Origin of the sequence: Verrucosispora sp. FIM060022, from assembly GCF_003977705.1 — a bacterium.
Classification (GTDB): domain Bacteria; phylum Actinomycetota; class Actinomycetes; order Mycobacteriales; family Micromonosporaceae; genus Micromonospora; species Micromonospora gifhornensis.
The window spans coordinates 1,165,429-1,185,394 of sequence record NZ_RQIV01000001.1; the positions used below are offsets into that span (position 1 = coordinate 1,165,429).

The window sequence follows — 19,966 nt, forward strand, 5'->3', positions numbered from 1 at the left end:
ATCGTGCGTGAGGTGCGCAGGTGAGCGGTCAGCCCGCCGGGGGGACCACCACTGTGGCCTCGGCGGTGACCGCGACGACCGGCGGTTGCAGCGGCTGCGCCGCGGTGACCCCCCGCTCGGGGGTGGCCCGGCAGAGCACCGAACAGGTCAGGGCGACGGTACGGGACCGGGTACGCACCCGGGTCACCGTGGCCGTGAACTCGACGACGTCACCGGCCCGGATCGGGGCGTGGAACTCGACGGCCCGGTAGCCGGCGAGCAGCCCCTCGTCGCCGTCGGTCCGGATGGCGAGTTCGGTGACCGCGTCGCCGAACCCGGCCAGGGCGTACGCGCCGTTGACGAGGTCGCCCGCGTAGCGGACGTCGGCGCGGGAGACGTAGCGCCGGTGGGCCACGCTCATGCCGAGCCGCGGGTCGGTGTCGGGGCTGCTCACTGTGCGGCTCCCGGGCCGGTTCCGCCCTGCAACTGGTCCACCACCAGGCGGGTCAGCACGTCGCTCGTGGGTTGCTGGAAGAAGGCGGCGGCGTCCACCTCGACCTCGAAGACCCGGTTGGCGCGGTTCACCAGCCGGATCAGGGCGAGGCTGTCGGCGCCTGACTCGAACAGGTTCGCGGTGGGCTGCACGTCGAGTCCGGGCAGGACGGCGGCGAGGACCTCGTCGCGCAGGATGGCCGCCACCGGCTCGTGCAACCCGGTCGGCTCGGGCAACCCGGTCATGCCGGCTCCTCGGCCAGGCCGAGTTCGGTGACGAGCTGCGCCTGCTGGGCCACCGTCGGATGCTCCAGCAACTCGATCAGCGGCACCGTGCCGCCGAAGGCCTCCGAGAGGCGGGCCGACAGTTGCTGCAACATCAGCGAGTGCCCACCGAGGTCGAAGAAGTTGTCGTCGACCTGCGTGGGCGCCCGACCCAGCAGGTCGCGCCACGCGTCGACGACGACCTGCTCGACGGGTCCGGACGGGGCCCGGCCGCCGGTGCGCCCGTCGGCGGTGGGTGCGGGCAGCGCCGCCCGGTCGACGTACCCGTCGGCGGTGTACGGCAGTGCGGGCAGCACGGTCAGCCCGGGTACGGCGAAGCCCGGTAGTCGCTGCGCCAACCGTTGCCGTACCTGCGACGCGTCGGTCGTACCGTCCAGCACCAGGTACGCGTGCAGGGTGCCGTCCGCGGTGGTGAGCGTCGTGGCGTCGCGTACGCCGGGACACTCGACCAGCAGGTCGGTGATCTCGCCCGGGTGCAGGGGCACCCCGCGCAGGACGGTCCGCTCGTCGGCCGGGCCGACGAGTTCGACGCGGCCGTCGGCGCGGATCCGGGCGTACCAGCGGGTCGGCTCGCCAGCCTCCGCAGCGTCGGTGGTTCCCAGGTGCAGGGTGCCGAAGGCGCCCTGCGGCAGCCGGCGGCCCGACGGGTGCGCCGTCCACGCCCGCAGCGGGGCGAGCGGTCGGCCGGCGTCGACGCGGTGCGGGCCGACCGACAGCCGACCCACCGTGGCCAGGCCGCCGGCGGTGCGCAGGCAGCCGTACCAGACCACGTCGGCGCGCTCGGCGAGCCGCGCGGCGGCGGCGCGGTGCAGGTCACCGACGGCCAGCAGGGCGCAGCCCTGCGGGGCCCGCCAGCCGGCGGGAAGTCGCGCCAACAGGGGCACGGTGGCGCTGAGCAGACCGGGCCGCAGCCGGTCCACGAGCGCGGCCAGGTCGCTGCCGTCGTCGGGGACGCGGATCAGCTCGGCGCCGGTGGCCTCGGCCAGCGCGGCGTCCACGTCGGCCAGGGCGCTGCCGGGGGGTGCGGTGCTGAGCAGCCGACCGATCGGCCCGAGGGCGGCGGCGGCCGCCGGGACCGTCGAGAGCGGGGAGTCGACCGGGGTACGCCGTCCCGAGGCGGCGCTGGCACCGGCGGCGGTGGTCGGGGCGGTCGCGGTGCGGGCCTCGTGGACCACCGGCAACGCGGTGACCGGGGTGTCGACGTCGTCGACCACAGCGGCGACGAGCGCCCAGAACTGCCCGGCGAGGGTGACGATCGTCGACTCGTCGAAGATGTCGTCGTTGTACGGCCACTGCGCGCCGAGCTGCGCCCCGTGCAGGACGTTCACGCCGAGGTCGTACTCGGTGCCCTCGGACCGCAGCGGGAACGGCTCGCCACGCAGGCCGGTGGGGGCCAGCGGCAACCCGGTGCCGTCGTCGGCCAGGTACGAGTAGGAGACCTGGTACAGCGGCGGGACACCGGCCTCGCGGACCGGGTTGACGTCACGCACCACCCGCTCGTACGGCAGCTCCTGTCGGGCGTACGCGGCGAGGGCGTGGGCGTGCTCGCGCGCGATGACCTGCCGGGCGGTGTCGGTGTCGCGTACCTGGGAGCGCAGCGGCAGCACGTTGACGAAGTAGCCGATGAGGTGCTCGGTCTCCGGGTGGGCCCGCTCGCTCTTGGGGACGCCGATGACGATGTCCTCCTGGCTGCTGTACTGCCACAGCAGGAGGCGGTAGCAGGCGAGCAGGAGCACCGACGGGGTGGTGCGCCACGCCCGCGCGGCCTCGTGGACCCGCTCACCCAGCCCGTCGGGGGCGGTGTCGTAGTAGAACCGTCCGGCGCCCTCGTGCCGGGCGGGGCGGGGCCGGTCGGTGGGGATGGCGAGCTTGTGCGGCGCGTCGCGCAGGTACTGCTGCCAGTAGTCGAGCAGCCGGTCCAGTCGTTGGCCGTCGAGGCGGTCGCGTTGCCAGACGGCGAAGTCGGCGTACTGGATCGGCAGGGTGGGCAGGGGCGGCGCGGTGCCGTACGCGGCGGCCTCGTACCGGTTCCACAGGTCGCGCAGCAGGATCGCCCGGGACGGCATGTCGGCGACGGCGACGTGTTGGTTGACGACCAGGACGTGGTCGTCGTCGGCGAGCCGGTAGAGGCGGATCCGCAGTGGCGGCTGCGTCGCGAGGTCGAAGCCGGCGAGCGCGTCGGCGCTGGCCCGCTCGGCACAGGCAGCGGGGTCGGTGCCGGTGAGGTCGACGAGCGCGAAGTCCACAGTGCCCACGGGCAGGATCTGTTGGGCCGGCCGGCCGTCGATCGTGGTGACGATGGTGCGCAGCGAGTCGTGTCGGGCGGCGAGGTCGGCGCAGGCGCTGCGCAGCGCGGCCAGGTCGAGCGGCCCGTGCAGGCGGCTGGCGGTGGGGAAGGCGAAGATGTCGCGCCGCTGGTAGAGCTGTTCGAGATACCAGAGCCGCTCCTGTGCGTACGACAGCGGTGCCGGCGCGTCCGGGTCGGGCCGGGGTGCCAGCGGCGCGGTCGAGCGGGGCGGCTCGGCGCGGGCGCGCAGCACCCGTTCCAGCGCCCTGCGCCGGTCGGGCGGCAGGTGGTCGAGTCGCCGCCGGAGGGCTTCCGTATCGGACTCCATGGTCATGCGTCGCCTCCGAACTTGAGCCTTGACTCACGATATAACTGTAGTCAATAGTCTAGTTGTTGCTTGGTTGATCAGGGGGTGCGGGTGGACACCGAAAACCGGACCGGCGACACCGGAGACGACCAGGTCCTGCGCCGACTGCGCGACGAGTGCTACGCCGTCGTGCTGCCGGGCGTACCGGTGACCGCCGACGACGACCTGTTCGAGGTCGGTGGCGACAGCGTCATGCTGATCCGGCTGGTCGCCATGGCCCAGCTCGCCTTCGGCGTCGAGATCGACGCCCTGCGCTACTTCCAGCGCCCCACGCTCGCCACGCTCGCCGCCGAGGTGCGGCAGGGCCTGGCCCCGCAGGCCGTCGACGATCGGCTGCTCGACGACGTGCTGGCGCGGGTGGAGTCGATGACCGACGACGAGGTGCAGCGCCTGCTCGACGGCGCGGGATCGTGACGAGGGAGGCACCCATGCGGCTGGCCGGCAAGGTCTGCCTGATCAGCGGCGGTACCGCAGGCATCGGCCTGACCACCGCCGAGCTGTTCGCCCGGCACGACGCGCAGGCCGTCGTGGTGACCGGCCGCGACCCCGAGCGGGGCGCCGAGGCGGTCGAACGGCTCGGTGGGAACGCCTGGTACCTGCCTCAGGACGTGGTCGACGAAGACCGCTGGGACGCGGTCGTCGACGCGGTCGTCGCCCGGTACGGACGCCTCGACATCCTGGTCAACAACGCCGGCTGGATCGGCGACGAGCAGGCCCAGGACATCGAGGAGGTGGAACTGGAGCAGTGGCGGCGCATCCTCGCGGTCAACCTGGACAGCGTCATGCTCGGCTGCCGCGCCGCGGTACGCGTGATGGGGGCCAACGGCGGCGGCAGCATCGTCAACGTCTCCAGCACCGCCGGGCTGATGTCCACCCCGCTGTTCATCGCGTACGGCGCGGCGAAGGCCGCCATCACCCAGCTCACCAAGTCCGTCGCGGTGCACTGCGCCTGGCGTCGGTACGGCATCCGGTGCAACTCGGTGCACCCTGGACTCATCGAGACCGACCTGGGCGACCGGGTGCTCGCCCTGTTCGATCCGGACGTGGACCGGGCCCGCACCGCGTACCTGGCCCGGGTGCCGATGGGTGAACTCGGCACCCCCGACGACGCGGCGGCGGCGATCCTCTATCTCGCCAGTGACGAGTCCCGGCACGTGACCGGGACCCAACTGGTGGTCAGCGGTGGCCTCGGGGTCTGAGGCTACGGCGTGATCTGACTCTTCAGCAGCCGCTGCACCAGGTCGGTGTCACCGCTGACCAGGTGTGTCCCGTCCGGGAACGGCAACCGCTGCCAGAGCAGCAACAGCACCTGCTCGGCCGGTCCGCGTACCACCGCCACCGGCTCGTCCACCGCAGCAGCCCTCGGGCCGCTGACCGCCGGAACCCGGTTGCCCGACGGGGTCAGCACCCACCGGTGCCCGGTGTCGGACAGCTCCACGGTCACCGGGCCGGTGAGCGTGGTGACCGGCTTGCCGTCCCAACGGTGTCCGACCGCCAGCATCACCCGCAGCACCTCGTCCACGCCGTCGGCGGCCAGCAGTTGCGGCACCGGTCGCAGTTCGCCCAGGGCCAGGTCGGCGTCGCGTCCGTGTATCAGGGTCTCGTGGAACTGCCGCCGGAACCAGAAACCGGCGGCCCGGGGCACGGTGCTGAAATTCCAGCAGGGCGCGTCCGGGTCGGTCCGGGCCAGCTCGTCGAGCAGCAGATCCGCTCCGGCGCGGTACCAGTCCGCCAGGTCGGCGTCGTCGTCCGGCTTCGGCACCTGCCGGGCCCGCTTGCCGGTACGGATGTTCTCCACCGCCCACCGGTGGATGCCGCCGAGGTGGGCCACCAGATCCCGCAGTTGCCAGTAGCGGCTCACCTGCGCCGGCATCGGCACCGACAGGTCGGCCTTGCGGGCGATCGCCTCGAACGCGGCCATCTCCGCCGCAAGTGGATCGAGGTAGTCCCGTGCCGCCAGGGGCAGCGCAGTCGGTTCCATCGTCAGATCACCCTCCCGCGGTCAGACGGTCACCCGCCAGCCGCAGCGTATCGAGACGTTTGCAGAATGCGAAGCGGACGAGTCCTCGGCCCCGCTGCGGGTCGGCGTAGAACCGGGAGGCCGGGATCGCCGCCACCCCCCGGCTGTGGATCAGCTCCGTGCAGTACTCGACGTCGTCGTCGGCGCACCTGCCGAGCAGGAAGAAGGTCCCCTCGTTGTCGGCCAGGGTCAGCGGGGTGCGTTGCAGGTAGTCCCGCAGCACCGCCCGCCGCTGGGCGTACTGGGCGCGCAACAGCTCGTAGTAGCCGCTGGCCGGGGCCTCGTTCACCATCACGGCGGTGGCCAGTTGCAGGGGAGTGGCCGGCGCGAACGTCACGAACTGCTTGACCGCGCGCAGCGCCGCCGTCAGTGCCGGTGGGGCCACCGCCCAACCGACCCGCCATCCGGTCGCCGAGAAGGTCTTCGACACCGACGAGATCGTCACGGTACGGTCCCGGCACGCCGCGACCTCGGCGACCGGAAGGTGCGCCACCCCGTCGAAGGTCAGGTGCTCGTACGTCTCGTCCGCGACCAGGTACGCGTCGTACTTCTCGGCGAGTTCGCCGATGAGCGTCAGCTCCGGCTCGCGGAGCACCCGACCGGCCGGGTTCCACGGCGTGTTGAGGAAGACCAGTCGGGTGCGCGGATTGAACGCCTCGACCAGCCGCTCGGGGTCCAGCCGGAACTCGGGGAAGTCACAGGGGACGTAGCGCACCGTCGCCCCGGCCGCGGTCACGGTGGGTGGGTACTGCTCGTAGCAGGGTTCCAGGACGATCGCCTCGTCGCCCGGTTCGAGCAGCCCGAGCGCGGCGCACCAGATCGCCTCGCTGGCACCGGCGGTCACCGTGACCTCGGTCTCCGGGTCGACCTGACGTCGATAGCGGCGCAGCAGGTCGGCGGCGACCGCCTGACGCAGCGCGGGCACCCCGATGCTCATGCTGTACTGGTGCCCGCCCCTGCGTACCGCCTCGTCGGCGGCGGCCAACAGGGCGGCCGGTGGACCGAAGTCCGGTGCCCCCTGGGCCAGGTTCACCGCCTGCTGCCGGGCCGCCTGCTGGCTCATCGCGGTGAAGATCGAGGTCCCGTACGGGCGCAGGGAACTGCGGAGCAGGGTCATGCCGGCACCTCCGACTCGATCCGCACCCGGCCGGCGCCGGTGGCGAAGATCCGCCCGCCGTTGAGGATGCCGTGCGGGTCGAGGGCCTGCTTGAGCAGGCGCATCGTCGCGATCTCCGCCGGGCGTCGAGAGTAGGCCAGGTACGGCTCCTTCTCGAAGCCGATACCGTGCTCGGCGGAGATCGACCCGTGGTAGCGCTCCACGTTGCGGTAGACGATGTGCTCGACCTCCGCCTTGCGTCGACGGGTGGTCTCGCCGGTGATCACCGCGATGTGCACGTTGCCGTCGCCCAGGTGCCCGAACACCTGCAACGACACCTGCGGCCACAGCTCGCGCAACTCACGGTCGACAGTGGCCAGGTAGGCCTCCAGGCACGTCGCGGGCAGGCTCACGTCGAAGCCGAACAACGGCCCCTCGCCCCCGAGGATGAGCGACGGGATTCGTTCCCGTACCGCCCACAGGGCCGCCACCTCGGCGGGTTCCAGCCCGACGGCGGACTCGGTGATCAGGTCGTCGCAGCCGTTGAGCGCCGAGACGAACCGCTCGGTGTCGCCGACCGGGTCCGAGCCCTGGATCTCCACCAGCGCGTAGACCGGGTACCGGCCGACGAGCGGCGTCCGCACCGTGTCGCGCAGCGGCAGGATCAACTGGTACGCCTCGTCCCAGATCGCCTCGAATGCGCTCACCGAGCCCGGCAACGCCGCGCGGAGCCGGCCCAGCAACGCCAGTGCCGCGTCCACGCCGGGCAGCCCGCAGAAGGCCACATAACGGGTACGGGGCAGGGGCTGAAGGCGCAGCACCGCCCGGGTGATCACCCCGAGTGTTCCCTCGGAGCCGATGAACAGATGCTTGAGGTCGTACCCGGCGTTGTTCTTGACCAGCTTGTGCAGCCCGGGCAGCGTGGTCCCGTCGGCGAGCACCGCCTCGACGCCGAGCACCAGGTCACGTGTCATGCCGTAGCGCAGCACCCGGTTACCGCCCGCGTTGGTGGCCAGGCAGCCGCCGATCGTGCACGACCCGCGTGAGGCCAGGTCCAGCGGGAACATCAGCCCGTGCCGCTCGGCGGCCTCCTGCACCTGTTGCAGCGTCGCACCCGCCTGGACCGTCATCGTCGCGCCGACCACGTCGATCTCCTCGATCGCGGTCATCCGTTCCAGCGAGAGCACCACCTCGTGGGCGTCCGGGACGCCACCGCCCACCAGCCCGGTCATCCCGCCCTGCACCACCACCGGCTGACGCCGCCGATGGCACTCCGCCAGCACGGCCGCGACCTCACCGGTGTCCGCCGGGCGGACCACCACCGTCGGCGTACCGACCCGGTCGCTGCCCCACAGATCCTGTGCGTACCGGGCGCCGATCGCGTCACCGAGCAGCACGTGGTCGGCACCGACGAGACCGGTCAGTCGCTGCACGAGGTTCATCGGACCCTCCCGGGGGCGGTGAGGCGCTGGTAGGCGGAGATGTGCGTGAGGCTGGTGCGTACGTGCACCACGACCGGGCCGGGGTGGGCGAGCGCCTTCGACAGCACCGGCTCCACCTCGGCGTCGGTGCCGATGGTGAGACCCAACGCCCCGTACGCGTGGGCGAGCAGGGCGAAGTCGGGATTGGTCAGGTCGGTGCCGACGACCCGCCCCGGACAGCGGCGCTCCTGGTGTTGGCGGATGGTGCCGTAGCTGCCGTTGTCGGCGACGACGATGACCACTCGGGCGTGGCGCTGGACCGCGGTGGCCAGTTCGCTGCCGGTCATCAGGAAACCCCCGTCGCCGACGAAGACGACCGTGGGCTGCTCCGGGTGACGCAGTGCGGCCGCCACACCCGCCGGTACGCCGAAACCCATCGCGCTCGACCCAATGCCCAGCAGCCGACCTTCCTCGACCACCCGGTGGTACCGGTGCACCCAGGAGGTGAAGTTGCCCGCGTCGATGGTGACCACGCCACGCCCCGAGGTCAGGTCGCTCAGCACCGCGACGACCCGACCGAACACCACCCCGTCGCCGGCGGTGACGGGAGCCCACCGTGCCTGTTCGGCCTCGTGGTCGGCGAGTTGCCGGACCCAGTCGTCGTCGACGGTGGCACGCGGCGGTGCGGCGGCGAGCTGCTCCAGGAAGGCGATCGGGGAGCAGGCGTACGCCAGCCGGGGCCGGTAGGCACCACCGGGCACCGTCGCGTCGGGGTACACGTGCACCAGGGCGGTGCCCGGGTCGGGCAGCGTGTACCGCTGGGTGCTGACGGCGTCGAGTCGGGTGCCGACGGCCAGCACCAGGTCGGCGCGGCCGACCAGGTCGCGCTGGTGTGCCGGGGTCGCCAGGTGCAGGTGCCCGGCGTACAACGGGTCGGTGTTGTCGTACAGGTCCTGCCGCTTGTTCGTCACCAGCACCGGCAGGCGGTGCCGGTGGGCGGCCTCTTTCAGCGCGCGCCGGCCCTGCGGGGTGTCCACCTGGGAGCCGGCGACCAGGACCGGTCGTCGACTCGCGGACAGCAGGGCCAGGGTCCGGTCGATCGTGTCGGCCGACGCAGGGGCGACCTCGGTCGCCACCGGTGCCCCGGAGCCGGACACCGGCACCGGTGCGGTGAGCACGTCCTCCGGTACGACGAGCACCGCCGGTCCGGGTACCCCACCGCGTGCGGCGGCGAGAGCACGAGCGGTGAACTCGGCGACGTGGTGGGGATGCCCGACGGTGAACACCCCGCGCGACATGCCGGCGAAGGTGCCCTGGTGGTCGAGTTCCTGGAAGGAGCGTCGCCCGCGCTCGGCGGTGGGCACGTCGCCGACGATCAGCAGCAGCCCGGTGGCGTCGAGGTCCGCCGAGTGCACCGCGATCGCGGCGTTCGTCGCACCCGGGCCGCGGTTGACGAGCACCACCCCCGGTGTGCCGGTGAGTTTGGCGTCCGCCAGCGCCATGAAGGCGGCCCCACCCTCGTGGCGGCAGGTGACCAGGTCGATGCCGGCGTCGGCGAGCCCGTCCAGCACCGGCAGGAAACTCTCGCCCGGTACGCAGAAGACGCGGTCCACGCCGTGCGCGCGCAGCGTGGCGACGAGCCGGGCGGCGGCCGTCGTACCTGCGTGATCGGTCACCGGACGACCTGCGCGTCGTGGTCGGGGCGGGTCAGCGTGCCGGTACGGGCCTCGGGCGGGTAGACGATCGTCGCCTCGTCGAAGGTCTGTCCGACCTGCTGGTACTGCATCAGGACGATAGGTGGCGGGCTGTGATGCCAGTGCTGGTCGTCCCGCTGGAACCGCACCGGGCCCCGCCAGGTGTCGAACTCGTGGGTCTCCAGCGCCTCGATCAGCGCCTCGCGGCTCAGTTCGCTCGCGGCGTCGGCGGCCTGGCCGAGGATCGTGACGTCGGTGAAGGCGTTCAGCGCGTTGTCCGGTGGGAACGAACCGAAGCGTTCGGCGTAGCGCTCGGTGAACCAGCGACCGATCTCCGTCAGGCCCGGCCAGGACGGCCGGTACAGCAGCGCGGGCCAGATGACGTGGTTGCCGACCTCGCCGGCGAGACGCCAGTAGTCCTGCGAGCGCATCGGGAAGGGGAAGAGGACCACGAGCATCGGTCCGGGCAGCAGTCCGACTTCCGCGGCCTGTTGGATGATCATGTAGTTGGTGCGGACCACGCCGCCGTTGATGAGGACGTCCGGTGCGAAGTCCTTGACCGCCCGGAGCTGGTCGCGGACGTCGTCGGTGGTGTCCTGCGGGAAGTCGAAGCGGAGCACCTCGACGCCGCGGGCGGTCAACTCGTCGGCGATGGTGTCGGCGTTCATCAGACCGAAGACGGTGTCCGCCGCGAGGATCCCCGCCTTGCGGACCCCCTGTTCGACGAGCAGGTCGGCGATCATCGGGGCCCGGTCGGCGATGGTGAAGTAGGTGCGGAAGAGGGTGCGGCGACGTTGCTGGGTGAGCGTGCTGTGCCCGTTCTCCACGAACAGCGGCACGCCGAACAGTTCGGCGGCCGCCGACACCCCGGGCGCGGTCCGCAGATGCCACTGCCCGATGACCGCGTGCACCTGGTCCACCAGGGCGAGCTTCGCCAGCCCGCCGACGGCGCTGCGCTGCATGATCTCGCCCTCCTCCAGGGGCTGGTCGTTCTGCAGCACCAGCCGCACCGGCAGCCCGCCGCGTACGCCGCCGCGTTCGTTGAGGTACTCCGCGCCGAGGCAGGCCGCCCGCACGATGAGTTCACCGGCGGTGGCGTCACCGGGACCGGTGACCGGCGTCAACAAGCCGATGGTGAGCGCCTCGCCCGCCCCGACCGTGGCGTCGTTGGTGGCCGCGATCAGCGCAGCGGCGCGAGATTGGGGTGTGGTCACGGGGGTCCTCCCTGGTGCGGCGGTGCTGCTGCTGGTCGCGGTGCGGAGTCACGGACGGTGGAACGCGGCGAACTCCCGGGCCAGGCGGGCCGGATCGAGTCCGTAGTCTTCGGCCCGGTACCGGTAGGCACCGGTGCTGTACTGCGGGTGGTTCGCGAGGTAGCGGCGCATGGCCGCCTCGGCCGGTGCCGCCAGCCCGATGCCGAGCTGGTCGCAGATGTCGCGCAGGACGGCGATCGGATCGCGGAGCAGGGCGGGGTAGTCCGCCTCGATCAGTTGCACCGTCGGGGGCAGGGTGCCGCGGTCGCGCGCGTAGCGGCGCAGTCCGGTGCCGACCGCCGTCGACCACTGCCGACCTATCTCGTGCCGGTCGATGGTCGCGGTGCGGGCGCCGCGTACCGTCTCGCAGAGCAGACAGGTGGAGGCCACGGTGACGGCGGGATCGCGGTGCAGCACCACGATCCGCGCGTCGGGGTAGACCTGGACCAGGTCGCGCAGATGCCACAGGTGGAACGGGCACTTGAGGACCACCTGACGGCCGGGGCGACGCCACAGGATCGCCTGGAGTTGGCGTCGGTGGTCCCGGTACGCCTGCACCATGCCGGTCTCGTCGAGCCAACGGTCGTACGACGGCACCCGGTAGCGCATTCCGTAGACCATGCTGGCGAAGGCGTTGCCGGTCAGCCGGTGGCACTCGTCGGGGCGGTTCGCGTCGAGGAAGTGCATCGACCGCAACAGCGGGGCGACCCGGTAGTACTCGGCGACGTACCCCTGGGCCCGGTCGGCGAGCGTCCGCGCGTCCGCGCCGGGTTCGCTGACCGGCAGCATCAGCTCCCACAACGCGGGCGCCCGCAGCGCGGGGTGTTCGGTGAGCAGGTTCTGCACGAGGGTGGTGCCGCTTCTCAGCAGCCCGGTCACGAAGATCGGCCGGCGCACCGGGACGGCGCCGACCTGCGGTACCTGCGCGTGCAGCCGGTCCACCGCGGTCCGCGTCCGGAGGGCCGCGACCAGACCGGCGTGTACGGCGGCCGCACCCTGCGGGTGCAGTCGGGCCTCCCTGCGGAGGGCGTCGGCGAGCCGGTGCAGGCCCTGCTGGTAGTGGGCGTCCGGGTCGACCGGGTGGTCCGCCTCGGCGAGCATGGCGGTGGTGTCGAGGGTGACCTGGGTGGTCATGCGATCTCCGTCCGGGCCAGGTAGGGGCAGCCGGCAGCACCCTGGTCGGCCGGTGCCACCGCGGCCGACCAGGCCGCGAACTCGGCGAGGAAGACCTTCGCCACAGCGTGTTCCTCCTCGGGGAAGCGGTACGCCCCGTGCGGCGTGACGAACAACCGGGGCACGCTCCACAGCGGGCTGTTCGGTGGCAGCGGCTCCTCGTCGTGCACGTCCAGTACCGCGCCGCGCAACCGCCCGGCCCGCAACCTGTCGACCAGGGCGGCGGTGTCCACGGTGTCGGCGCGGCCGACGTTGACCACGACCGCGTCGTCCGGCAGTGCCTCGATCACCTGCCGGTCGACCAGACCGCGGGTGCCCGGGTTGCTCGGCAGGGTGTTGACGAGGTGGTCCGTGTCCGCGGCGGCGGCCCGCAGGACGTGCGGCGGCAGGACCGTGCCGGCCAGTGGTGACGGTCGGGCGGTGCGGGTGATCGCGGTGACCCGTACCCCGAACGCGGCGGCCAGTTCGGCTACCGCCGAACCGATGCGGCCCAGGCCGAGCAGCAGCAGTCGGGAGCCGGCGACCAGCCGTGCGTCGGGTAGCTGCCAGCGATGCTCGTGCTGCTGGTCACGGAGTCGGGGCAGGTCCTTGGCCAACGCCAGGACCGCCGTCCAGGCGAACTCGGCGACGGCCCGGACGGGGACGGTGGCGGAGGTGGTGACCCGCAGTCCGGGCGGCGCACCGGCGGCGGCGAGATGATCCGTGCCGGTTCCGGTCAGGTGCAGCCAGGACAGTCGGGTGCACCGACTCAGCAGGCCGTCCGGCAGCCGGTTGGCGACCAGTACGTCGATCGTCTCCGGCTGCGGCGGGTCGGTCCGCAGGTCGGACGCGACGTCGACGCGTACCCCTGGGTGGGCTGCCTGAAGTGCCCGGGTGATGGCCGGGCCCATGCTCGGGTGGTACACACAGACGCGCGGGCTCATACGCTCAGCGGTTCCGCGGCGGTGGCGCGTGCGTGGACGCGCTGGGCGGCGAGGGCGTCGGCGACGACGCTCAGCGGGCGGTCGGTGCCGTGGGCCTGGGTGATGACTTCGGCCGTGTTGCCCCGGATGATCGTGGCGACGGTCTCGAACAGGGCGGCGACCAGGCTGTCCGGGTCGGTGTACGTGCCGACCGAGTTGGTCAGCAGCATTCCTGTCACCGCCGCCGCCCCGACGTTGACCACCGGGCCGGGCAGGGTGTGCGCGCCGCGCTGGATGAGCAGCTTCTCGGCGGCGGGGGTGCAGGTCAGGTTGCCGGCCTCGACGAGCAGGTGCGGGATGACCCGGTCCACGTTCGTCTCGTTGACGGCGCCGCTGCCGGCGGCGAGGACCAGGACGTCGGCGGGGACGTCGAGCCAGGCGTCCGGCGTGTCGGTCAACTCGAGTCCGGTGGGCAGGCGGCGTCGGTCGATGGTGCCGGTGCTGTCGGTGGCGTCCAGCAGCGCGCTGACCGGGAGTCCGCCGGTGGCGCTGATGGTGCCGAGCCGGTCGGCGACGGCGACGATCGGATAGCCGCGGGCGGCGAGCCCGGAGGCGACCGCCCGGCCGACGACACCGAAGCCCTGGATGACGATGGAACGCACCGCCTCCGGTCCGAGGAGTTGGTCGGCGGCGGTGTCGACCGCCTCGCAGACCCCGAGCCCGGTCACCTCGCGGCAGCGCTGCCACAGTTCCCCCCAACTGCACGGCAGCCAGGGGAGTTGACGCCGGGGATCGAAGCCGGCGGCGGAAAAGAACAGATCCCGGTCGTCGTGCGTGATGCCCTGGTCCGAGCCGAGGTACAGGCCGCCGCGCAGCAGCGGGGTGATCTGCCGGCCGAACGCCGTCAGGACCTTGTCGCGGTGCGGCCCCGGTGGCAGACCGCAGCGGATGCCGGCCTTCGCGCCGCCGATCGGCACCCCGGCCAGAGCCAGTTTTCTCGTCATCGCCGAGGCGAGGCCGGCGACCTCGTCGACGGTGACGTCGGTGGTCATCCGGGTTCCGCCCATCGCCCGGCCGGCGACGAGTGAGTCGACGACGACGAACGCCTCGACGTCGTTCTTCTCGTCGCGGATAAGGATCCTCATCTGACTGGTCATGCGACTCCGATCAGGGAAAAGCCGCCGGTCACACCGACGTCGGCTGCCGTGGCGGTCCGCGTCCCGCGCGCCGTTGACGAGGCGATACTAAACAACTAACGTGACAAGAGTAAAGCAGACATAACAACAGTCAACAGTGGTGGGAGTCGAAGTGTTCCGTGACATCCCGTACCTGGACCTGGTCACCGACGATCCGCAGAGCGTCATCGGCTACCTGTCCGACCAACTCGCCTTCGCTCCGGCGGCCCGCGCCGTCGACGCCGATCGGCAGGCGTTGGCGTTGCGAAACGGCCCGGTGACCATCGTCGTGTCGTCCCCGGTAGGCGCCCACGGGCCGTACGCGAAGCACCTCGACCGGCACGGCGCGGGCATCATCGACGTCCCGATGACGAGCACCGACCTCGACGCGGACGTCCGCCGGCTCGTACGGTCCGCGACGCCGATGCTGCCCGCGCCGGCCGGCGCCGCCCGCGCCGCGGGGTTCGGACCCGTCGTGCACACCCTGCTCCCCGTCGGAGCCGATCCTCTGCCGCCCGGCCTGTCCTGGACCTACCTGCCCGAACAGCCCGTCTCCCGGGGCGCGCTCGACATCCAGGCCCTCGACCACATCGCCGTCTGCCTGCCCGGGGGGACCCTGCAACAGACCGCCGACCACTACGCCGACGCCTTCGGCCTGCCCCGCTACTCCAGCGAGTACATCGAGGTCGGGGCACAGGCGATGGATTCGGTGGTGGTCCGCAGCCCGTCCGGCGCCATCACCTTCACCCTCATCGAGCCCGACCTGTCGCACGCGCCCGGACAGATCGACGAGTTCCTCGACCGGCACGCCGGAGCGGGCGTGCAGCACCTGGCCTTCCTCGTCGACGACATCGTCACCGCCGTCCGGCAGGGGCGCGACGCCGGGGTCAGCTTCCTCACCCCACCCGGCGTCTACTACGAGACGTTGCTGGAACGGGTCACCTCGCTGCGCGACCGCATCGCCGACCTGCGCGACACCGGGGTGCTCGCCGACTGCGACGAGTGGGGCTACCTGCTCCAGATCTTCACCCGCTCGCCGTACCCGCGTCGGACCCTCTTCTACGAGCTGATCCAGCGCAACGACGCCCGTGGCTTCGGCAGCGCCAACATCCGCGCCCTCTACGAGGCGGTGGAACGCGAGCGCCAACGCGAGAGCACGCGGACCCGATGACGGCGTACCTCACCCTCGACGACCTCGCCGCCACCGCCCGCAGCAAGCTACCCGTCGAGGTCTGGGACTTCGTCGAGGGCGGCGCCGGCCGGGAACGGACCCTCGCGGCCAACCGGGACGCGTTCGCGCGGATCAGGCTCCGGCCCCGGGTGCTGACCGGGGTGACCGAGGTCGACCCGAGGGTCAACGTCCTCGGTGGCGTCTGGGCCGCCCCGGTCGGCATCGCGCCGCTGGCGTACCACACCCTGGTCCATCCGGACGGCGAACTGGCCACCGCGCGGGCCGCCGGTGCCTGTGGCGTACCGCTCGTCGTCAGCACCATGGCCGGTCGCGCGTTCGACGAGATCCGCGCAGAGACCACCGCGCCGCTGTGGTTGCAGCTGTACCCACTGCGTGATCCCGCCGCGACGGCACATCTGGTGCGTACGGCCGAGCGGGCGGGGTTCGACGCGCTGGTGCTCACCGTCGACGCTCCCCGTCTCGGTCGCCGCCTGCGTGACCTGCGCAACGGCTTCCGGCTGCCGGACGGCGTCGCACCGGTCAACCTGCCCGCGTCCTGGCGCACCGGGGCCGCCCGTCCCGCCGGGCACGCGGAGAGCCACTTCGCGACCGGGCTCACCTGGGACGCTGTCGCCCGGTTGTGCGCCTCGACCACGCTCCCCGTGATCGTCAAGGGGGTGCTGACCGCCGAGGACGCCCGACTGGCCGTCGCGGCAGGCGTCGCCGGTGTCGTCGTCTCCAACCACGGTGGACGGCAGCTCGACGGCGCGCCCGCGTCCCTCGACGCCCTGCCCGAGGTGGCCCGCGCCGTCGACGGCGCCGCCGTGGTCCTGCTCGACGGCGGCGTACGCACCGGCGCCGACGTCCTCGGCGCACTGGCTCTCGGCGCCACCGGGGTGCTGGTCGGACGGCCGGTGCTGCACGGGCTGGCCGTCGACGGGGAACAGGGGGTCGGCGAGGTCCTCCGCATCCTGACCGAGGAGTTCGTCGAGAGCATGTTCCTGACCGGTCTGGCCACCGTCGCCGCCATCGGTCCGGCGACGGTCACCGCCCCCGTCACCGCCCCGGCCACCGGTCCACCCGAGCGGACCGGCGGCGCGCTGCCGACCGGCCTGCATCTCACCGACCTGCACGCGAGCCTGCGTCATCCGGTGCTGCGCACCATGACCTTCCTCAACGAGATCGTCGCCCGCTATCCCGACGCAGTGTCGTTCGCACCCGGTCGTCCCTTCGAGGACGGGTACGACCTGGCGGAGCTGTCCGGGCACCTGGGCGCCTACCTCGAACACCGGCAGGCCGGCGGACAGACCGGGAACGCCCTGACCCGTGAGCTGTTCCAGTACGGCCCGACCGCCGGCACGATCCGCGACATCGTCGCCCGGACGGTCGCCCAGGACGAGGGAATCCACGTCGCCCCCGAGGCGTACGTGATCACGGTCGGGGCGCAGGAAGGGCTGTTGATCACCGTCCGGGCATTCTGTGCCGACCCCGACGACGTGCTGCTGGTTCCCGATCCCTGCTACACCGGCGTCACCGGCGTGGCGAGTCTGCTCGGCGTGCGTGTCGAGGCGGTCCCGGAGACCACCGACGGTCCCGACCTGGCGTATCTGGACCGCCTGCTGGCCCGGCTGCACGCCGAGAAGCGACGGGCCCGACTGCTGTACCTGGTCCCGGACGCCGCCAATCCCTCCGGCACCACGATGAGCCGCCACGCCCGCGAGCAGCTGCTGCGGGTGCTGCGGCCGTACGGCACGGTGGTGCTCGAAGACACCCCGTACCGGCTGCTCGGTCCCGCCGACCGTCCACCCACGCTCAAGGCGCTCGATCGACACGGGCAGGTCGTCCACGTGGGATCGTTCGCCAAGTCGGCGTTTCCCGGTGCCCGCGTGGGCTATGTCATCGCCGACCAGACCGTGTACCGGCCCGACGGCACCGGCCTGCTGGCCGACGAACTCAGCAAGATCAAGAGCATGGTCACGGTGAACACCTCACCGGTCAGCCAGGCACTCATCGGTGGACTGCTGCTGCGCGCCGGTCACCGGCTCGGCGAGGCCACCGCACCGGCCGCCCGCCGATACTCGGCGATGATGCGCCTGCTCCGCGCCGAGCTGGACCGCCGATTCCCGCAGCCGGTACGCGACCGGCTCGGGATCAGCTGGAACGACCCGGACAGCGGCTTCTTCCTGAGCCTGACCGTGCCGTTCGTCGCCGGCGACGAGCAACTCGACGACTGCGCCCGCAGGTACGGGGTGCTGTGGACGCCGATGAGCTACTTCCACGTGCACCCCGACGCCGGGCAGCACGCCGTACGTCTGTCCGTCAGCTACCTCACCGAGCAGGAGATCGTCGACGGCGTCGGACGGCTGGCCCGCTTCATCACGGAGACCGTGTCATGACGGCGGCCGGTACGACCCTCGCCGTACCCCAGATGGTGCGTCGGTGGACGCAGCGTGCTCCGCACGCCCCGGCCGTACGTCAGGGGTCCCACACCCGCGACTACCAGGCCGTCGCCGGTCTGGCCCGGGCCGTGGCCGACCGGCTTGCCGCCGCCGGAATCCGGGCCGAGGACCGGGTCGCGGTCCTGGCCGACCGCAGCGCGGACCTGCCCGCGGTGCTGCTGGGCATCGCCGCGGCCGGTGCGGTCTGCGTACCGATGGACGCCACCCACCCGGCGGACCGGCTCCGCTACGTCGCCACCGACGCCCAGGCCCGCCTCCTGCTCACCGACGGGACGCAACAGGTGCCGCCCACCCTGGCCGGGCTGCCGGTGCTGCGCCTGGACACGCTCGCCCCGGTGTCCGGGGAGGTCGACTTCGACGGCCATCCGCAGCAGCTCGCCTGCCTGCTCTACACCTCCGGCTCCACCGGGCGCCCCAAGGGAGTCGGCGTCACCCACGGCGCGCTGGCCAACTGCCTCACCGCGACCGCCGAGGCGCTGACCTACGCCCCTGGCGAACGCCTCCTCGCAGTCACCCCGCTCACCTTCGACATCGCCATGCTGGAACTGCTGATGCCGCTCACCACGGGCGGACAGGTCGAGATCGCCGGCCGTGAGCAGGCGCGCAGCGGCCCCGACCTGGCGCGGCTGCTGGCCACCACCACGCCGCGCTACCTGCACGCCACCCCCTTGACCTGGCAGATGCTGTTCACCGCTGGCTGGACCGGGGACGGCGGGCTGGTTGCCCTGATCGGCGGCGACCGGGTGCCACCGGCCCTCGGCGGTCGACTGGCGGAGCGCGTCGAGCGGGTGCACCACCTGTACGGCCCCACCGAGGCGACCATGTACGCGGTCAGCGACATCGTGCCGCCCGGGCCACAACCCGCCGTGCTGCCGATCGGTACCGCGATTCCCGGCACCCGGGCGGTGGTCCTGGACCGCGCGCTGCGACCGGTGCCTCCCGGTACCGTCGGCGAACTCTGCCTCGGTGGTGTCTGCCTGGCCCGTGGCTATCTCGGCCGGCCCGCGCTGACCGCCGAGCGCTTCGTACCCGACCCCGATCATCCCGGCGAGCGGCTCTACCGCACCGGCGACCGGGCGCTGGTGCTGCCCGACGGGCGGCTCGAACTGCGGGGCCGCGACGACGACCAGGTGAAGATCCGTGGCCACCGGATAGAGCTCGGCGAGATCGAGAACGTGATGAGCGAACACCCCGACGTCGCGGTGGCCGCCGCCGTGGTCGTACCGGTCGGCGCGGACCAGCGTCTCGTCGGGTACGTGCAGCTGCGCCCGGCCGCGTCGGCGTCGGCGCTCGACACGCTTCGCGCGTACCTGCGCGACAAGCTGCCCGGACACATGCGACCCACCGCGATCGGTGCGCTGCGCACCATGCCCACCACGACGACCGGGAAGGTGGATCGCGCCGCGCTCGCGCGGATCCGTCTGCCCTGATGAGGGAGGACCCGTGACGGTAGACGCCGCACGCGCGAACGGATGGTTGCTACGCCCGGTCTCCGGTGATCCGGTCGCTCGCCTGTTCTGCCTGCCGTACCTCGGTGCCGGCGCGTCGATGTATCACCGCTGGCCGCGCCGGATCGGCGAGGTCGAGGTCTGCCTGCTGCAACCACCGGGTCGGGAGAACCGGCTGCTGGAACCGGCCCACCAGGCGTACGAGCCGTTCGCGGAGGATCTCCTGGCCGCCGTCGAGCCGCTGTTGGATCGGCCGTACGCCCTCTTCGCGCACTGCAACAGCGTCTTCGCCGCGTACGTGGTGGCGCTGCGGCTGGCCGCGGCCGGCCACCGGCCACGGCGCTTCTTCGCCTCCTCGATGGTCGCCCCCGACCAGGTCCCGTTCGGCAGCCTGCTCGACGTGCCCGCCGACCGCCTGCCCGAGGTCGTCGCCGACCTGATGCGGGCGCGTGGCACCGAGCCCTCACCGGAGATCGTCGAGCTGGCGATGGAGGCGGTCGAGTCGGATCTGCGCGCCTACCGTGACTTCGGTGGTGCTGCCCCCGCACCGATGCCCTGCCCGGTCACCGTGCTCTCGTGGCGCGACGACCGGACGGTCCCGCCGAGCCTGACCACCGGCTGGACCCGGTTCGGTCAGGATCGGGCGGTCAGTCTCGACGGTGACCACTGGGCGTTCCTGGACCCCTCGCCGGCCCTCCTGCGGATCATCGCCGAGGATCTGGCCGGCTGAGGGGTCCACCGCAC

The 19,966-nt window shown here is 72.3% G+C and carries 17 protein-coding genes; 6 read left to right on the top strand and 11 right to left on the bottom strand.

From position 1 onward, the window contains the following. Positions 1 to 28: 28 nt before the first annotated feature. From EG812_RS05130 to EG812_RS05140, 3 genes are read right to left on the bottom strand one after another with little or no spacing between them, the layout of a single operon-like run. Positions 29 to 400, bottom strand: coding sequence for an FAS1-like dehydratase domain-containing protein (locus EG812_RS05130; protein WP_043724764.1), 372 nt, complete (start codon positions 398 to 400; stop codon positions 29 to 31). A gap of 29 nt (positions 401 to 429) precedes the next feature. Next, positions 430 to 717, bottom strand: coding sequence for an acyl carrier protein (locus tag EG812_RS05135; protein ID WP_013734211.1), 288 nt, complete (start codon positions 715 to 717; stop codon positions 430 to 432). Continuing rightward, entirely contained in the window at positions 714 to 3,377 is a 2,664-nt protein-coding gene (locus EG812_RS05140; protein ID WP_126710864.1) for a condensation domain-containing protein, read from the bottom strand. Before EG812_RS05140 ends, EG812_RS05135 begins: the two co-directional genes overlap by 4 nt. Positions 3,378 to 3,461: 84 nt before the next feature. On the opposite strand from EG812_RS05140, the gene EG812_RS05145 reads away from it, so the two are divergent. Continuing rightward, complete coding sequence (locus tag EG812_RS05145) at positions 3,462 to 3,824, top strand: acyl carrier protein (RefSeq protein ID WP_158309506.1); 363 nt, start codon at positions 3,462 to 3,464, stop codon at positions 3,822 to 3,824. Continuing rightward, positions 3,821 to 4,609: an SDR family NAD(P)-dependent oxidoreductase gene (locus tag EG812_RS05150; RefSeq protein WP_199743804.1), complete on the top strand. Its 789-nt coding sequence runs from the start codon at positions 3,821 to 3,823 to the stop codon at positions 4,607 to 4,609. Before EG812_RS05145 ends, EG812_RS05150 begins: the two co-directional genes overlap by 4 nt. Positions 4,610 to 4,611: 2 nt before the next feature. Here the strand turns inward: EG812_RS05150 and EG812_RS05155 are convergent, their stop codons facing one another. Genes EG812_RS05155 through EG812_RS05190 form a run of 8 tightly spaced genes read right to left on the bottom strand, consistent with a single transcriptional unit; the run spans position 4,612 to position 14,114 of the window. Continuing rightward, positions 4,612 to 5,391, bottom strand: a complete 780-nt coding sequence (locus EG812_RS05155; protein WP_126710866.1) for a maleylpyruvate isomerase family mycothiol-dependent enzyme — start codon at positions 5,389 to 5,391, stop codon at positions 4,612 to 4,614. Positions 5,392 to 5,398: 7 nt separating this feature from the next. Next, entirely contained in the window at positions 5,399 to 6,547 is a 1,149-nt protein-coding gene (locus EG812_RS05160; RefSeq protein ID WP_013734206.1) for an aminotransferase class I/II-fold pyridoxal phosphate-dependent enzyme, read from the bottom strand. Beyond that, entirely contained in the window at positions 6,544 to 7,968 is a 1,425-nt protein-coding gene (locus tag EG812_RS05165) for an FAD-binding oxidoreductase (RefSeq protein WP_126710867.1), read from the bottom strand. The genes EG812_RS05160 and EG812_RS05165 overlap by 4 nt, the downstream gene beginning before the upstream one ends. Further along, the gene (locus EG812_RS05170; RefSeq protein ID WP_126710868.1) at positions 7,965 to 9,623 is read right to left on the bottom strand and encodes a thiamine pyrophosphate-dependent enzyme; all 1,659 of its coding nucleotides are present in this window, start codon (positions 9,621 to 9,623) and stop codon (positions 7,965 to 7,967) included. Before EG812_RS05170 ends, EG812_RS05165 begins: the two co-directional genes overlap by 4 nt. Next, positions 9,620 to 10,855, bottom strand: coding sequence for an ABC transporter substrate-binding protein (locus EG812_RS05175; protein ID WP_233579380.1), 1,236 nt, complete (start codon positions 10,853 to 10,855; stop codon positions 9,620 to 9,622). The genes EG812_RS05170 and EG812_RS05175 overlap by 4 nt, the downstream gene beginning before the upstream one ends. A gap of 48 nt (positions 10,856 to 10,903) precedes the next feature. Beyond that, positions 10,904 to 12,028 carry a sulfotransferase family protein gene (locus EG812_RS05180; RefSeq protein ID WP_126710869.1) on the bottom strand — a complete coding sequence of 375 codons (1,125 nt, stop codon included), beginning with the start codon at positions 12,026 to 12,028 and terminating at the stop codon, positions 10,904 to 10,906. Continuing rightward, positions 12,025 to 12,957, bottom strand: a complete 933-nt coding sequence (locus EG812_RS05185) for an NAD(P)-dependent oxidoreductase (RefSeq protein WP_158632483.1) — start codon at positions 12,955 to 12,957, stop codon at positions 12,025 to 12,027. The genes EG812_RS05180 and EG812_RS05185 overlap by 4 nt, the downstream gene beginning before the upstream one ends. Before the next feature lie 29 nt (positions 12,958 to 12,986). After that, the gene (locus EG812_RS05190; RefSeq protein ID WP_158632484.1) at positions 12,987 to 14,114 is read right to left on the bottom strand and encodes a Glu/Leu/Phe/Val dehydrogenase dimerization domain-containing protein; all 1,128 of its coding nucleotides are present in this window, start codon (positions 14,112 to 14,114) and stop codon (positions 12,987 to 12,989) included. Positions 14,115 to 14,277: 163 nt separating this feature from the next. Here EG812_RS05190 and hppD point away from each other — a divergent pair, with 163 nt between their 5' ends. Genes hppD through EG812_RS05210 form a run of 4 tightly spaced genes read left to right on the top strand, consistent with a single transcriptional unit; the run spans position 14,278 to position 19,952 of the window. Next, on the top strand, positions 14,278 to 15,315 hold the full coding sequence (hppD, locus tag EG812_RS05195) for a 4-hydroxyphenylpyruvate dioxygenase (RefSeq protein ID WP_050814760.1): 1,038 nt from the start codon (positions 14,278 to 14,280) through the stop codon (positions 15,313 to 15,315). Next, positions 15,312 to 17,711, top strand: coding sequence for an aminotransferase class I/II-fold pyridoxal phosphate-dependent enzyme (locus tag EG812_RS05200; RefSeq protein WP_126710872.1), 2,400 nt, complete (start codon positions 15,312 to 15,314; stop codon positions 17,709 to 17,711). The genes hppD and EG812_RS05200 overlap by 4 nt, the downstream gene beginning before the upstream one ends. Beyond that, complete coding sequence (locus EG812_RS05205) at positions 17,708 to 19,204, top strand: amino acid adenylation domain-containing protein (protein WP_126710873.1); 1,497 nt, start codon at positions 17,708 to 17,710, stop codon at positions 19,202 to 19,204. The genes EG812_RS05200 and EG812_RS05205 overlap by 4 nt, the downstream gene beginning before the upstream one ends. Before the next feature lie 13 nt (positions 19,205 to 19,217). Continuing rightward, the gene (locus tag EG812_RS05210; RefSeq protein WP_013734196.1) at positions 19,218 to 19,952 is read left to right on the top strand and encodes a thioesterase II family protein; all 735 of its coding nucleotides are present in this window, start codon (positions 19,218 to 19,220) and stop codon (positions 19,950 to 19,952) included. Positions 19,953 to 19,966 lie beyond the last annotated feature (14 nt).